The sequence below is a fragment of the Variovorax sp. 350MFTsu5.1 genome, from assembly GCF_048302515.1.
In the GTDB taxonomy this organism is placed as follows: Bacteria; Pseudomonadota; Gammaproteobacteria; order Burkholderiales; family Burkholderiaceae_C; genus Variovorax; species Variovorax guangxiensis.
Genome location: NZ_CP157620.1, coordinates 5381678 through 5395264, shown reverse-complemented (window position 1 = coordinate 5395264; position 13587 = coordinate 5381678). Strand labels below are relative to the sequence as shown.

At 68.8% G+C, this 13587-nt stretch carries 13 protein-coding genes and 1 pseudogene; 11 read left to right on the top strand and 3 right to left on the bottom strand.

The genetic code is table 11. The features are described from left to right. Positions 1-230 precede the first annotated feature (230 nt). The 3 genes from ABL843_RS24490 (at position 231) to ABL843_RS24480 (ending at position 2627) form a co-directional block, all read left to right on the top strand. Positions 231-1265, top strand: a complete 1035-nt coding sequence (locus ABL843_RS24490; protein ID WP_418117642.1) for an isocitrate/isopropylmalate dehydrogenase family protein — start codon at positions 231-233, stop codon at positions 1263-1265. A gap of 36 nt (positions 1266-1301) precedes the next feature. After that, positions 1302-1991: a YceH family protein gene (locus ABL843_RS24485; protein ID WP_126024743.1), complete on the top strand. Its 690-nt coding sequence runs from the start codon at positions 1302-1304 to the stop codon at positions 1989-1991. Positions 1992-2120: 129 nt separating this feature from the next. Next, positions 2121-2627: a hypothetical protein gene (locus ABL843_RS24480; protein WP_184642519.1), complete on the top strand. Its 507-nt coding sequence runs from the start codon at positions 2121-2123 to the stop codon at positions 2625-2627. On the opposite strand, the gene ABL843_RS24475 is transcribed toward ABL843_RS24480, so the two are convergent. After that, positions 2596-3066, bottom strand: coding sequence for an Lrp/AsnC family transcriptional regulator (locus ABL843_RS24475; protein ID WP_184642518.1), 471 nt, complete (start codon positions 3064-3066; stop codon positions 2596-2598). The two genes, ABL843_RS24480 and ABL843_RS24475, sit on opposite strands and share 32 nt — an antisense overlap. Before the next feature lie 96 nt (positions 3067-3162). Between ABL843_RS24475 and ABL843_RS24470 the strand changes: the two genes are divergently transcribed. The 3 genes and pseudogenes from ABL843_RS24470 (at position 3163) to ABL843_RS24460 (ending at position 6815) form a co-directional block, all read left to right on the top strand. Beyond that, positions 3163-4350: a M20 aminoacylase family protein gene (locus ABL843_RS24470; RefSeq protein WP_418117640.1), complete on the top strand. Its 1188-nt coding sequence runs from the start codon at positions 3163-3165 to the stop codon at positions 4348-4350. A 17-nt stretch (positions 4351-4367) separates the two neighbouring features. Continuing rightward, positions 4368-5567, top strand: a pseudogene (locus ABL843_RS24465) (diaminopropionate ammonia-lyase); the annotation flags it as partial. Positions 5568-5606: 39 nt separating this feature from the next. Then, entirely contained in the window at positions 5607-6815 is a 1209-nt protein-coding gene (locus tag ABL843_RS24460) for a M20 family metallo-hydrolase (protein WP_369662404.1), read from the top strand. A gap of 22 nt (positions 6816-6837) precedes the next feature. Here ABL843_RS24460 and ABL843_RS24455 read toward each other — a convergent pair whose 3' ends face one another. Beyond that, positions 6838-8040: a patatin-like phospholipase family protein gene (locus ABL843_RS24455; protein ID WP_418117639.1), complete on the bottom strand. Its 1203-nt coding sequence runs from the start codon at positions 8038-8040 to the stop codon at positions 6838-6840. An 86-nt stretch (positions 8041-8126) separates the two neighbouring features. On the opposite strand from ABL843_RS24455, the gene apbC reads away from it, so the two are divergent. The 4 genes from apbC to ABL843_RS24435 all read left to right on the top strand — a co-directional run bounded on the left by apbC (position 8127) and on the right by ABL843_RS24435 (position 12455). Further along, positions 8127-9218, top strand: a complete 1092-nt coding sequence (apbC, locus tag ABL843_RS24450) for an iron-sulfur cluster carrier protein ApbC (protein ID WP_184642514.1) — start codon at positions 8127-8129, stop codon at positions 9216-9218. Positions 9219-9234: 16 nt separating this feature from the next. Continuing rightward, positions 9235-10179: a LysR family transcriptional regulator gene (locus ABL843_RS24445; protein WP_126024750.1), complete on the top strand. Its 945-nt coding sequence runs from the start codon at positions 9235-9237 to the stop codon at positions 10177-10179. A gap of 141 nt (positions 10180-10320) precedes the next feature. After that, a complete protein-coding gene (locus ABL843_RS24440) occupies positions 10321-12018 on the top strand; it encodes an OFA family MFS transporter (RefSeq protein ID WP_418117638.1) in 1698 nt (565 codons plus the stop codon). An 89-nt stretch (positions 12019-12107) separates the two neighbouring features. After that, positions 12108-12455, top strand: a complete 348-nt coding sequence (locus tag ABL843_RS24435; protein WP_126024752.1) for a winged helix-turn-helix domain-containing protein — start codon at positions 12108-12110, stop codon at positions 12453-12455. Positions 12456-12491: 36 nt separating this feature from the next. On the opposite strand, the gene ABL843_RS24430 is transcribed toward ABL843_RS24435, so the two are convergent. Next, the gene (locus ABL843_RS24430) at positions 12492-12764 is read right to left on the bottom strand and encodes a hypothetical protein (protein WP_184642512.1); all 273 of its coding nucleotides are present in this window, start codon (positions 12762-12764) and stop codon (positions 12492-12494) included. Positions 12765-12869: 105 nt separating this feature from the next. Between ABL843_RS24430 and modB the strand changes: the two genes are divergently transcribed. After that, positions 12870-13553: a molybdate ABC transporter permease subunit gene (gene modB, locus ABL843_RS24425; protein WP_184642511.1), complete on the top strand. Its 684-nt coding sequence runs from the start codon at positions 12870-12872 to the stop codon at positions 13551-13553. Positions 13554-13587: the final 34 nt, after the last annotated feature.

The window sequence follows — 13587 nt, the reverse complement described above, 5'->3', positions numbered from 1 at the left end:
CAGGTTCCGCGAGCTCGCCCCTGGCGCCTTGGCAGTTGCCTTCCAGCGAAGGAGCGCTGAGCGTCGGGCCGGACGCTTCGTGGCCGTGGGCGCCTGCCGGCGAGGCAGCAACGGCGAAGGGCCTCAAAGGTGGCCTCAACGTGGGGGCACTCGACGAGCCGCTGTCGCGCGGGCGACGTATGCTCCAGCCCCCGACCCAGAAAGCGCAGACAGAAAGCGAGACGAAGCCGATGACCACCACCTCCATTCCCGCAACCCTCATCCCCGGCGACGGCATCGGCCCCGAGATCGTCGACGCCACGCTGGCCGCGCTCGACGCGCTGAAGGCGCCCTTCGCCTGGGACACGCAGATCGCCGGCCTGGGCGGCGTCAAGGCTTCGGGAGACCCGCTGCCGCAGGCCACGCTCGACAGCATCCGCAAGACCCGGCTGGCCCTGAAGGGGCCGCTGGAGACGCCCTCGGGCGGCGGCTACCGCTCGTCGAACGTGCGGCTGCGCGAGGAATTCCAGCTGTACGCCAACCTGCGCCCCGCGCGCACCATCATTCCCGGCGGCCGCTTCGACAAGATCGACCTGACGGTGGTGCGCGAGAACCTCGAGGGCCTGTACATCGGCCACGAGCATTACGTGCCCATCGACGGCGACCCGCATGCCGTGGCCATGGCCACCGGCATCAACACCCGCCAGGGCAGCCGCCGCCTGCTCGAATACGCCTTCGAGACTGCCATCGCCACCGGCCGCAAAAAGGTCACGCTCGTGCACAAGGCCAACATCATGAAGGCGCTCACGGGCATCTTCCTGGAGACCGGCCTGGACCTCTACGAGAAGAAGTACAAGGGCAAGTTCGAGCTCGACACGGTCATCATCGACGCCTGCGCGATGAAGCTGGTGCTCAACCCCTGGCAGTTCGACATGCTGGTCACGACCAACCTGTTCGGCGACATCCTCTCCGACCTCGTGGCCGGGCTGGTCGGCGGCCTGGGCATGGCGCCGGGCGCCAACATCGGCACCGACGCGGCGATCTTCGAGGCCGTGCACGGCTCCGCGCCCGACATCGCCGGCAAGGGCATCGCCAACCCCACGGCCTTGCTGCTGGCCGCCGCGCTGATGCTCGACCACGTGAAGCTGCCCGAACTGGCCACGCGCCTGCGCACCGCCATCGACGAGACGCTGAACATCGACAAGGTGCGCACCGGCGACCTGGGCGGCACGGCGGGTACGGCAGCCTTCACGAAGGCGCTGGTCAGCCGCATCAACGGCGCTTGAGCCCCGCTGCGGCCGCGTTTTCTTTTCCGAGCCCCCATGTCATCGACAACCCTTCCAGTCCTCTCCCTGGTCGAAACCCGCGTGCTCGGCGTGCTCGCCGAAAAGCAGCGCACCGTGCCCGACAGCTACCCGCTCACGCTCAACTCGCTGGTGTCGGGCTGCAACCAGAAGACCAGCCGCAACCCGGTGCTCGAACTCACCGAGTCGCAGGTGCAGGCCGCCGTCGACAGCCTCCGGGGCTACAGCCTCGTGGCCGAGACCAGCGGCGGGCGAGCCTTCCGCTACGAGCACAACGTCGACCGCGTGCTGCGCATCCCGTCGCAGTCGGTGATCCTGCTGACCGTGTTGATGCTGCGCGGCCCGCAGACGGCGGGCGAGCTGCGCATCGCCTGCGACCGCATGCACAACTTCGCGGACATCTCGTCGGTGGAGGGCTTCCTCGACGAACTTGCCGAGCGCCCCGCCGGCGCGCTGGTGGTGAAGCTGCCGCGCCTGCCCGGCGCGCGGGAGAGCCGCTGGGCGCATCTGCTGAGCGGTCCGCCGCCCGAGGAAAGCATGCGGCCCGCCGGTGTGTCGTCCGATTCGGGGCAGGCGTCGCACGACGTGTCGCTGGGCGAAGTCGCGGCGCTCAAGGCCAACGTCGCGCGGCTGGAAGCCGAGGTGGCGTCGCTGAAGGCGCTGCTGGGGCGGGTGTGTTCGGAGCTGGGGATTTCGGAGGCGGGGTGACGGGCCCCTGAGCGCCTCATGAGCGCCTCATGAGCGCCCTCTGATCGCGCCATTTCACACGGGCTTCACGCAGCCCGCACACCCGGTGTCTAACTTCGGCCTCCATTGCGAACACACCTGGAGCCCTGCATGGACAACGGACACACCGTCGCGTGGCGCGACCACATGCCCTTCGACGACATCACGCGCCGCGCGCTCGCGTGGCTCGCGGCACTGGCCGGCATCGCGAGCCTGTATGCCTTCTTCTGGTGGGCCGCCTCGGCCACCGGTTTCTTTCTTTTCGACGGCTATCGCCACACTTGGCGGAGCCTGGGCACGGCGATCGTGTTCCGCGACATGGACACGGTCTACTACCTGCTGAGCTGGGTCTTTTCCGTCTTCGGCGGCTTCTATGGCTGGATCGCGCTCGTCGGGTTTGCCGCGACGCATCGGCGCGGGTGGGATGCGGTGGCGCCGTGGATCAAAACCGGCTGCGCCGTCGGCGTGGCCGCCGGACTGGCCTTCGAGCCGGGACGACTGCTGGCGCTGCTGCCCATCGTCTGCGCGGTGACCCTGCTGCTGCGCTCGATGCTGATGCCGTCCGCCGACGCGCGCCGCGCGGAATTCAGCTCCCGGACACCGGCACGTCCAGGCTGAGCTTCACCGGGTCCATCGTGACCAGAGTTCGGAAGCGCTTGACGTTGTTGCTCTGGAAGAAAAGCTGTCGCGTGAGCGCCGTGTACTGCGCCATGTCGCGCACCACGAAGACCAGGATGAAGTCCCACTCGCCGGTGACGTAGTAGCACTGCTGCACCTGCGGACAGTCTTTGAAGCTCTTCTTCATCGCGTCCAGCCGCTCGATCTGCTCGCTTTCGGCTTCGACCTCGGCCACGATGGTCAGCGGATGGCCCAGCGCGGCGGGCGACAACACCGCGCCGTAGCGCTGGATGACCCCCTCGTCGCGCATGCGCTTGAGCCTTCGGTTCACCGCCGCCGTCGACAGGTGCACGCGCTCGCCCAGTTCGCTCTGGGGCATGTGGCTGTCGGCCTGGATCAGCTCCAGCAGGCGAAGGTCGAGGGCGTCTAGCGGGGTCATGGGTGCCTGGTCGGATGCTTGGTGCGCGCAAAAACGTTGCGTCGGAAGCCTCGATTTTGCGTACCTGTCTCGCACCATTGTCAATAGCATCCCGCCATGAACCTCCAAGACGCACCCCTGCGCGACACGCTCACCGGCTGGCGCCGCGCGCTGCACGCGATTCCCGAGACCGGCTTCGAGGAGGCGAAGACATCCGCCTTCGTCATCCGCGTGCTGAAGGCGCTGGGCCTGGAGGTGCACACCGGCATCGGCGGCACTGGCCTCGTGGCCAACCTGAAGGTGGGCAGCGGCAAGGGCACGATCGGCCTGCGCGCCGAGATGGACGCGCTCAACATCACCGAGCTGCCCGCCGACCGCGCCTACGCCTCCACCACGCCCGGCAAGATGCACGCCTGCGGCCACGACGGCCACATGTCGATCATCCTCGGCGCGGCGCAGTTGCTGAGCGAGCGGCGCGACTTCGACGGTACCGTGCGCTTCATCTTCCAGCCAGCCGAGGAGCACGGCCGCGGCGCGAAGGCCATGATGGAAGACGGCCTGTTCCAGCGCTTCCCGGTCGACGAGATCTACGGCCTGCACAACATGCCCGGCATGCGCGCCGGCACCTTCGCCACGCGCGCGGGCGGCCTGATGGCCAGCGAAGACAACTTCGTGATCCACGTGAAGGGCCGGGGCACGCACGCCGCGCGGCCGCACATGGGCATCGACCCCATCGTGATCGGTGCGCAGATCGTGCTGGCGCTTCAGACCATCGTCTCGCGCACGCTCGACCCCAGCGCGCAGGCGGTGGTCTCGTGCACCGAGTTCATCACCGACGGCATCCGCAACGCGATTCCGTCGAACGTCGTCATCAAGGGCGACACGCGCAGCTACGACCCCGAGGTGCAGCGCATGCTGGCCGCGCGCATGCGCGAGATCAGCGAGGGCATCTGCCGCATGCACGGTGCCGGCTGCGAGTTCAGCTACACGCACGAGTTCGCGCCCACGGCGAACTGGGCCGGGTGCGTGCCCACGGCGGTGGCTGCCGCCACGGCCGTGGTGGGCGCGGAGAACGTGAACGCCGACGTGGCGCCGATGATGATCTCGGAAGACTTCGGCGCCTTCCTGCAGGCCGTGCCCGGCGCCTTCGTGTTCCTGGGCAACGGCGCCGAGGGCGAGCCCGGCGGCACGCCGTTGCACAACGGCAGCTACGACTTCAACGACGAGGTGCTCTCCACGGGCGCCCGCTATTTCGCGGAGATCGTCCGCATGCGCCTGCCCGCGCAGGGCCACACCACCAACTGATTGATTGAGCGAACGACATGCTTTTCAGGAATCCCCAGGCGCGGCGACGCGCATACGACGAATCGCTGCGCGAGGTGATGAGCATCGCCCGCGGCAAGGAGAGCCGGCAGTGGCTGTCGACATGGAAGCGGCTGCAGCCTGCGCCTACTCCGGCATGGTCGCTGCCGGGGCTCGCGCGGCAGCTCGGCATCGGCGCGCTGACGGTGAAGGACGAGTCGGCGCGCTCGACGCTCGGCAGCTTCAAGGTGCTCGGTGCGCCCGTGGCCCTGCTGAGGCTGGTGCTGCGCCGCTGGCCCGACGCCGGCTGGACGCCCGCCGATCTTCTCGCCGGCAGGCATGCCGATGCGCTGCGCGACTTCGTGGTCGTCAGCGCCACCGACGGCAACCACGGCCGCGCGCTGGCCGCAGCCGCGCAGAGCATCGGCTGCCGCTGCGTGATCGTGCTGCACGCGCAGGTCAGCGAGGAGCGCGAGGCGCCGATTGCGGCGCTGGGTGCGGAGATCGTGCGCATCGCGGGCAACTACGACGAGTCGGTCGAGGAAGCCGCCCGGCTGGCTCGCGCCAACGGCTGGGAGGTGGTTTCCGACACCTCCTACGAAGGCTACGAGGAAGTGCCGCGCGACGTGATGCAGGGCTACGGCATCCTGGCCGATGAGCTGCTCGAGAGCAGCGCCGCCGATACGCCGTGCCCCTTCACCCACGTCGTCGTGCAGGGCGGCGTGGGCGGGCTGGCCGCGGGCGTCGTCAGCCATTTCTGGGAGCGCTACGGGGCGGCCCGTCCCAACTTCGTCGTGGTCGAGCCCGAGCAGGCCGATTGCCTGCTGCAGAGTGCGCGCAACGGTCACCCGAGCCGCGCGACGGGGTCGGTCGATTCGGTGATGGCCGGGCTGGCGTGCGGAGAGACATCGCCGCTCGCATGGCGTTTCTTGCAGCCCGCCGTTGACGTCTTCATGACGGTGAACGACGCGCAGGCCGAGCAGGCGATGCGCACGCTCGCGAACGGCGATGCTGGCGATGTGCCCGTGCTCAGCGGCGAATCGGGGGCTGCCGGCCTCGCCGCATTGCAGGCGCTGGCGGCCGACCCCGCCGCGCGCGATGCCGCAGGGCTGGACCCCGATGCGCGCGTGCTGCTCATCAGCACCGAGGGCGCGACGGCGCCCGGCGTCTACCGGGGCATCACCGGCCGCTCCGGCGAGGAGGTCGTCGCCGCGCAGGCGCAGTGGCTGTGGCGCGAGGGCATTGCGGAAGACGCGCTCATGGCGCGCATCGAGGCGCATGCCGCCATCGGCGCGATCGACGGCGGCGGAGTCTGCCGCATCGCGCTGACCGACGCCGACCGCCAGGGCCGCGACCAGCTGGTGCGCTGGATGAAGGAGCTGGACCTGGAGGTGCGCATCGACCGCATCGGCAACATCTTCGGCATCCGCGCGGGCATCACCGATGCAGCGCCGGTGATGACGGGCTCGCACATCGACACCGTCGCCACCGGCGGCCGCTATGACGGCAACTACGGCGTGATGGCTGGGCTGGAGGTGGTGCGCTGGCTCGACGCGCGGGGGCGCCGCACGCTGCGGCCCATCGTGGTGGCGGCCTTCACCAACGAGGAGGGCGTGCGCTTCATGCCCGACATGATGGGCTCGCTGGTGCACGCGGGCGGCCTCTCGCCCGACGCCGCCCTCGACACGCTCGGCACCGACGGCGCGCGGTTGGGCGACGAGCTCGCGCGCATCGGCTACGCGGGCGACATGGCATGCGGCGCCATCGTGCCGCATGCCTTCGTCGAGTTGCACATCGAGCAGGGGCCGGTGCTCGAAGCCGAGGGCCTGGCCATCGGGGCGGTGCAGGACCTGCAGGGCATCTCGTGGCAGGAGATTTCCATCGTCGGCCAGTCGAACCACGCCGGCACCACGCCCATGAGGCTGCGCCACGACGCGGGCTACTGCGCGGCGGCCATCGCGGTCTTCGTGCGCGACCTGGCGCGGCGCTACGGCGGCAGCCAGGTCGGCACGGTGGGCGTGCTTGATTTGCATCCGAACCTCATCAACGTCATCGCCGCGCGCGCGACGCTGACGGTCGACCTGCGCAACACCGACGAGGCGATGCTGCGGCGCGCCGAAGCCGAACTGGAAGCCCTTCTGCGCGAGCTGGAGAAGGAGGAGGGCGTCACCATCGAGGCGCGCCGTCTGGCCCGCTTCGAGCCCGTGGTGTTCGACGCGGGGCTGGTCCGCCGCATCGAGGCCTCGGCCCGCGCGCGAGGACTGCCGAGCCGGCGCATGACCTCGGGTGCCGGGCACGACGCGCAGATGATGGCCCGCATCTGCCCCGCCGCCATGATCTTCGTGCCCAGCGAGCGCGGCATCAGCCACAACCCGAGGGAGCACACGGCACCGGCCGAGCTGGCCAACGGCGCGAGCGTGCTGCTGGATGTGATGCTGGCGCTGGCGGACGAGCCGCCAACCGCCTGAAACAGCCTGAACGGCGGGAGCCTCAGGCCGCCGCCGGCGTCCAGCCGAAGAAGCGCAGCACCTCGTCGCGCTGCTTCAGAGTGTCGGCGCGCCCCAGTGCCATGAGCTCGCGCGTGTAGGCCGACTCGAAAAGCAGATAGCTGGCCAGTGCGCCGCCCTTCACGTCGGCCGCGACCTTCGAGCCGCCCAGCAGGTGCCGCACCGCGCCGGGCAGGGCATCGACGTGGCGCGCCGCGATCACGTCCAGGCGCTCCGAGGGCGAGATCACCAGCAGGTCGAGCGGGCGCAGCGTGCTCGCCGCGCGCGCCTCTTCCGGGATCAGCCCCAGCGTGTGGTTGATGCGGCGCAGGCGCTCGATGTCCACTGCCAGCGCGTCGAGGAAGATGCTGGACAGCGCGTGGCCCGCGATCTGCGCCATGGTCGGATAGCCGCTGTGGGTGTTGGGCGCGGTGGCGTCGCGCGGCTCGTGCATGCGGCCCGCGCCTATCACCACGATGCGCTGCGCGCCAAGGTGGATGGCCGCTGCGATGGGGGCCGACTGCCGCATCGAGCCGTCGCCGAAGTACTCGGTGTGGCCCTGCATCGGCAATGCCGTGGCCGGGAACACGAAGGGAATGGCCGACGAGGCCAGCAGGTGCTCGTGCGTGATGCTGTCGCGCACCGACAGGCGCTGCGAGCGTACCCACGGCTCCATCGGCACGGCCGCCTCGAAGAAGGTGACGTGCTCGCCCGAGCTGTAGCTCGACGCGGTCACAGCCAGCGCCTGCAGGTGGCCGTCCTTCATCAGCTGCGGCAGGCGGTCGAGCGGCACCATGCGCCGCAGCAGCTGCGACAGCGGCGTGTTGTCCAGCAGCGACTTCGGCTTGATGCGCATCCAGTTGGCCGCGAAGCGCCCGAAGCCCAGCAGCATGCGCCAGCGCGTGCCGCTGCCGATCACCGAGAGCGAATCGGCGCGGTACACCTGCTCGGCGCGGAACTTGCCCCAGACGTCGGCGATATGGCCCACCACGTAGTCGAAGTCGTCGCAGCCGCAGGCCAGCGCCGCCGCGTTGATGGCGCCGGCCGAGGTGCCGGTGATGACCTGGAAGGGGTTGGCCGCGCCGGTGATCGCCGTGCCGGCCGCCCGGCGGATCTCGGCGATGGCTTCGAGCACGCCGACCTGGTAGGCGGCCCGCGCGCCGCCCCCGGTGAGCAGAAGGCCGGTGACGGGGCTTGTGTCGGGCATTTTTGTTCGTTGTCGGGCTATTGGAAGGGCTCGGGGTGCCAGCTTGGCGAGCGCCTTAGACTACCGGCCATTCAGGAGTTTGATCAATGGCACTCACCCCAGAAGGGCTCATGGAGGCGCTCAAGGCTGTCCAGGACCCTAACACCGGCAAGCCTTTCGCGGCGACCCGCTCGCTCAAGAACCTCCAGGTCTCGGAGGGCGACGTCTCGTTCGACCTCGAACTCGGCTACCCGGCCAGGAGCCAGCACGCTGCCATCCGCAGGGAACTGGTGGCGGCCGCCAAGGCGCTGCCGGGCGTGGAGAACGTGTCGGTGAACATCGTCACCAAGGTCATCAGCCACGCGGTGCAACGCGGCGTGCAGCTGATGCCGAACGTCAGGAACATCATCGCGGTGGCCTCCGGCAAGGGCGGCGTGGGCAAGAGCACCACGGCGGCCAACCTGGCGCTGGCGCTGGCCTCCGAAGGCGCCACGGTCGGCCTGCTCGACGCCGACATCTACGGCCCCAGCCAGCCCATGATGATGGGCATCGAAGGCCGTCCCGACAGCGCCGACGGCAAGACCATGGAGCCGATGGAGCGCCACGGCGTGCAGGTCATGTCCATCGGTTTCCTGGTCGACCAGGACCAGGCCATGATCTGGCGCGGCCCCATGGCCACCCAGGCACTGGAGCAACTGCTGCGCCAGACCAACTGGAAAGACCTCGACTACCTCGTCGTCGACATGCCCCCGGGCACCGGCGACATCCAGCTCACGCTGAGCCAGCGCGTGCCGATGACGGGCGCGGTGATCGTCACCACGCCGCAGGACATCGCGCTGCTCGACGCCAAGAAGGGCATCAAGATGTTCGAGAAGGTCGGCGTGCCGATCCTGGGCATCGTCGAGAACATGGCGGTGCATGTGTGCTCGAACTGCGGCCATGCCGAGCACATCTTCGGCGCCGACGGCGGAAAGAAGATGGCGGCCGAGTACCAGATGGAGTACCTGGGCGCGCTGCCGCTGGACATCAATATCCGGCTGCAGGCCGACAGCGGGGCGCCCACGGTGGTATCCCAGCCCGACAGCGAGGCCGCCGGCATCTACAAGGCGGTCGCCCGCCGCGTGGCCGTGGGCATCGCAGAGAAGGCGAAGGACTTTTCCGCGAAGTTCCCGACGATCTCGATCAGCAAGAACACCTGAAGAACGGCCTTTCCCGATGAACCTGCTCGCCTCGATGCGCTACCTGGTGGCGCTGAACGAGCACAAGCACTTCGGCCGCGCGGCCCAGGCCTGCCACATCACGCAGCCGGCCCTGTCGAATGCGCTGCGCGCGCTGGAGACCGAGTTCGGTGTCGTCATCGTCAAGCGGGCCCGCGTGTACGTGGGCCTCACGCACGAGGGCGAGCGCGTGCTGGCCACGGCCCAGCGCATGCTGCGCGACAACGAGGTGCTGCTGCAGGAACTGCGCAGCGACGTGGACAACCCGCACGGGCGCCTGCGCATGGCGGCCGTGCCTACGGCGATTCCGATGCTCTCGCGCTTCGCGGCCATGCTGCAGGAGCGGCACCCGGGCATCGTGCCGGCGGTGCTCTCGATGAGTTCGCAGGACCTGGAGACGGGACTGGAGAGCCTCTCCATCGACCTCGCGCTGGGCTACACCGAGCGCATGCACCTCCCGGGCATCAAGCTCAGCGCCTGGCCGCAGAGCGTGGAGCACTACTTCCTGCTGCGCCGTGCGAATAAGCCATCGTCTGACGAACTGCGCATCGGCGAGCCCATCGCCTGGGCCGAGGCGGGCAAGCTGCCGCTGTGCCTGCTGACCTCCGACATGCACAACCGCGCCATCGTCGACCAGGCGCTGCGCGAAGCGGGCGCGCCGGTGAATCCGGCCATCGAGACCAATTCGGTGCTGGCGCTCGCGCTCGCGGTGAGCGCGGGCAAGGTCTGCAGCGTGCTGCCCGGCGGCATGGTGGATGCCGTGCGCACCCACCGAGAGCTGGAAGCACTGCCGCTGGTGGGGCCGGACGTGCGCACGCCCATCGGCTTCATGACGCAGGACGGCGTGCGCGCTTCCCGCGCCCTCGAGGCCGCGCTGGCATTCATGCAGGCGCCCGAATGGCAGGCGCATCTGCAGGAGCATGACGGGTCGCTGGGCGATTGATCGGCGGCCTCTCTTTGCCGCTCTCATTTAGTTATTGAATCAGGCCATGCCCTGATCGAATTTGACGGCGCTTAAACCGTTCGCAGACACTCCGCGCCCCGGATTAGCAAAAACTTACACATCCGGCGAACAAGGAGAAATATGGCAGGTTCATCTGCAGGCGTTCTCGAAGGAGAGCGCATCGTTGGAGCAGGGGCGCAACCGCAGCCCGGCTTCCTGGAAAAGGAACGCATCATCGCGGGCCCCGGCTTCAACCGCTGGCTCGTTCCACCGGCCGCACTGGCCATCCACCTGTGCATCGGCATGGCCTACGGCTTCTCGGTGTTCTGGCTGCCGCTGTCGAAGGCGCTGGGCACCGCCGGCACCGGCGCGCAGTCCTGCGCCAAGGACATGAGCTTCTTCGCCGAGCTCTTCGCCACCAACTGCGACTGGCGCGTGGCCACCCTCGGCTGGATGTACACGCTGTTCTTCGTCTTCCTCGGCTGCTCGGCGGCCCTGTGGGGCGGCTGGCTCGAACGCGCGGGCCCGCGCAAGGCCGGCGTGGTGTCGGCGCTGTGCTGGTGCGGCGGCATGCTGCTGTCGGCACTGGGCATCCACCTGCACCAGTTCTGGCTGATGATCCTCGGCTCCGGCGTGATCGGCGGCATCGGCCTCGGCCTGGGCTACATCTCGCCGGTGAGCACGCTGATCAAGTGGTTTCCCGACCGCCGCGGCATGGCCACCGGCATGGCCATCATGGGCTTCGGCGGCGGCGCGATGATCGGCTCGCCGCTGGCGGTCGACCTGATGAAGCGCTTCTCCACCGCCACCGACGTGGGCGTGATGCAGACCTTCGTGGTCATGGCGCTGGGCTACTTCGTCTTCATGATGGCCGGCGCGCTGGGGTACCGCGTGCCGCCCTCGGGCTGGAAGCCCGAAGGCTGGACGCCGCCTCCGGCGCAGGTCAGCAACACCATGATCACGCAGCGCCACGTGCACGTGCGCAAGGTCTGGGGCATTCCGCAGTTCTGGCTCGTGTGGCTGGTGCTGTGCATGAACGTGAGCGCGGGCATCGGCGTGATCGGCATGGCCTCGCCCATGCTGCAGGAAGTGTTCGGCGGCGCGCTGATCGACCTGCCGGCCAAGTACGGCGAACTCGACAAGACGCAGCTCGCGGCCATCGCCGTGGTGGCGGGCGGCTTCACCGCGCTGCTCTCGCTCTTCAACATCGGCGGGCGCTTCGTGTGGGCGAGCATGTCGGACAAGCTGGGCCGAAAGCTCACCTATACGGTGTTCTTCGTGCTCGGCGGCATCCTGTACGCGAGCATTCCCTCTTCGGCGGGCGCGGGCAGCAAGCTGCTCTTCGTGGGCGCGTGCTGCGTGATCGTGTCGATGTACGGCGGCGGCTTCGCCACCGTGCCGGCCTACCTGGCCGACCTGTTCGGCACGCAGTTCGTGGGCGCCATCCATGGCCGCCTGCTGACCGCATGGGCCACGGCCGGCATCCTGGGCCCGGTGGTGGTGAACTACATGCGCGAATACCAGCTGGGCCTGGGCCTGCCGCGCGAGCAGGTCTACAACCAGACCATGTACATCCTCGTGGGCATGCTGGTGATCGGCTTCATCGCCAACCTGCTGGTGCGCCCCGTGGCCGACAGGCACTTCATGAGCGACGAGGAACTTGCCGTCGAGAAGAAGCTGGCGCACGAGAAGGCATCTGCCGCCGAGGTGGGGGCCGGCTCGGGCCGCGCCGACACGGTGAGCCCGGCGGTCGTCGCGCTGGCCTGGCTGGCGGTGGGCATTCCGCTGGCCTGGGGCGTCTACAAGACGCTGATGAGCGCCGCCAAGTTCTTCCACTGAAGACGGTCGGCCGCGGCAGTCGGCACCCCGGCTGCCGGCCGTTGCAGGCTGACAATGGCGCCCAGCATTGGTTTACGCTTGGCGCCCACATGAAATCCAAAGTCCAGTTCCGTCTGCGCGTCTACCGGGACGACGCCATCGCCATCGGTCCCGGCAAGATCGCGGTGCTCGAAGCCGTGGCCGAGACCGGCTCGATCTCGGCGGCGGCCCGGCTGCTGGGCATGTCTTACCGGCGGGCCTGGATGCTGATCGACGAGATGAACCAGTCGCTGGCCTCTCCGGCCGTGAACACGGCGGCAGGCGGCTCGCGCGGCGGCGGCACGGCGCTCACCCCGGTGGGCGAGGAGATCGTCAAGCACTACCGGGCCATCGAAAATGCTGCGCGCCTTGCCGCCGCGGCCGACATCCGTGCGCTGACACGGTTGCTGGCGCAGTAGGTCCGCAAGCGACCATTGAGCTGCCGGACGCGCGGTTCATTGCTCCTTGATAGCTCCCTGAATGCCTCTTCCGGCCGGCGGTACGGCCCACGCCGCCTCGCGGCGCAGCACCTCGCCGATGTCGCCCGCGTCGGTGGCGCCCACGAAGAACGATTGGCTTGCGCCGTCCGCGCCGACGATGGACAGCACGAAGCCAGCGGCATCCATGGTGCGTTCGATGCGCCATTCCTGTACCCGTGTCACGCGATGGCGAAGCTCCGGCCGGCCCGAGATCGAACGGACGACGGCGTCGTGGGCGGATGCGCGCATGGCGGGTGTCTCCTACGCTATATCCGTCAGTATATGGAGGATGACCGATTTGCGCACTCCTGAAAGAACATAGGGCTGAACGTGTAACAATCGCGCCGTATTTTCATGAACATGACGAACTCGCTTATCGCCTCGACCGACTGGTTCCCCCTGGTGCTGTCGCTCAAGGTCGCCGCCGTGGCGACCGTGCTGGCGCTGATCATCGGCGTGGCGCTGGGCTGGGTGTTCGCGCGCAAGAAATTCTTCGGCAGCAACGTGCTCGAAGCCGTCTTCATGCTGCCGCTGGTGCTGCCGCCCACGGTGATCGGCTACGCCATCCTCGTGGCCGCGGGGCGCCGCAGCCCGCTGGGCGGCTGGCTGCGCGAGCACCTGGACTACACCATCATCTTCAGCTGGCACGGCGCGGTGGTGGCCTCGGCCGTGGTGGCGCTGCCGCTGGTGCTCAAGTCGGCCAGCGCGGCGTTCGCGGGTGTGGACCGCTCGCTCGAAGCAGCCGCCAGCACGCTGCGGCAGTCGCCGTTCTCGGTGTTCCTGCGCGTCACGCTGCCGCTGGCCTGGCCCGGCATCCTGGCCGGCACGCTGCTGGCTTTCGCGCGCGCCATGGGCGAATTCGGCGCCTCGCTGATGGTGGCCGGCTCCATTCCGAAGCAGACCCAGACGCTGTCGATGGCCATCTACGACGCGGTGCAGGCCGGGCACGACGACCTCGCGCTGCTGCTGGTCATCGTCACTTCGCTGCTGTCCATCACCGTGCTGGTGCTGTCGAACCGCTTCTTCTCGCTTCGCTGATCTCGTGTTCCATCCATACCCACAAGGAGTTGCA

Bases quoted from the DNA above. Each gene is read 5' to 3' on its own strand.
- ABL843_RS24490 (WP_418117642.1), top strand. From the start codon at position 231: ATGACCACCACCTCCATTCCCGCAACCCTCATCCCCGGCGACGGCATC.
- ABL843_RS24430 (WP_184642512.1), bottom strand. From the start codon at position 12,764: ATGCGCGCATCCGCCCACGACGCCGTCGTCCGTTCGATCTCGGGCCGG.
- ABL843_RS24435 (WP_126024752.1), top strand. From the start codon at position 12,108: ATGAAATCCAAAGTCCAGTTCCGTCTGCGCGTCTACCGGGACGACGCC.
- ABL843_RS24445 (WP_126024750.1), top strand. From the start codon at position 9,235: ATGAACCTGCTCGCCTCGATGCGCTACCTGGTGGCGCTGAACGAGCAC.
- ABL843_RS24455 (WP_418117639.1), bottom strand. From the start codon at position 8,040: ATGCCCGACACAAGCCCCGTCACCGGCCTTCTGCTCACCGGGGGCGGC.
- ABL843_RS24470 (WP_418117640.1), top strand. From the start codon at position 3,163: ATGAACCTCCAAGACGCACCCCTGCGCGACACGCTCACCGGCTGGCGC.
- apbC (WP_184642514.1), top strand. From the start codon at position 8,127: ATGGCACTCACCCCAGAAGGGCTCATGGAGGCGCTCAAGGCTGTCCAG.
- ABL843_RS24480 (WP_184642519.1), top strand. From the start codon at position 2,121: ATGGACAACGGACACACCGTCGCGTGGCGCGACCACATGCCCTTCGAC.
- modB (WP_184642511.1), top strand. From the start codon at position 12,870: ATGAACATGACGAACTCGCTTATCGCCTCGACCGACTGGTTCCCCCTG.
- ABL843_RS24440 (WP_418117638.1), top strand. From the start codon at position 10,321: ATGGCAGGTTCATCTGCAGGCGTTCTCGAAGGAGAGCGCATCGTTGGA.
- ABL843_RS24485 (WP_126024743.1), top strand. From the start codon at position 1,302: ATGTCATCGACAACCCTTCCAGTCCTCTCCCTGGTCGAAACCCGCGTG.
- ABL843_RS24460 (WP_369662404.1), top strand. From the start codon at position 5,607: ATGGCGCGCATCGAGGCGCATGCCGCCATCGGCGCGATCGACGGCGGC.
- ABL843_RS24475 (WP_184642518.1), bottom strand. From the start codon at position 3,066: ATGACCCCGCTAGACGCCCTCGACCTTCGCCTGCTGGAGCTGATCCAG.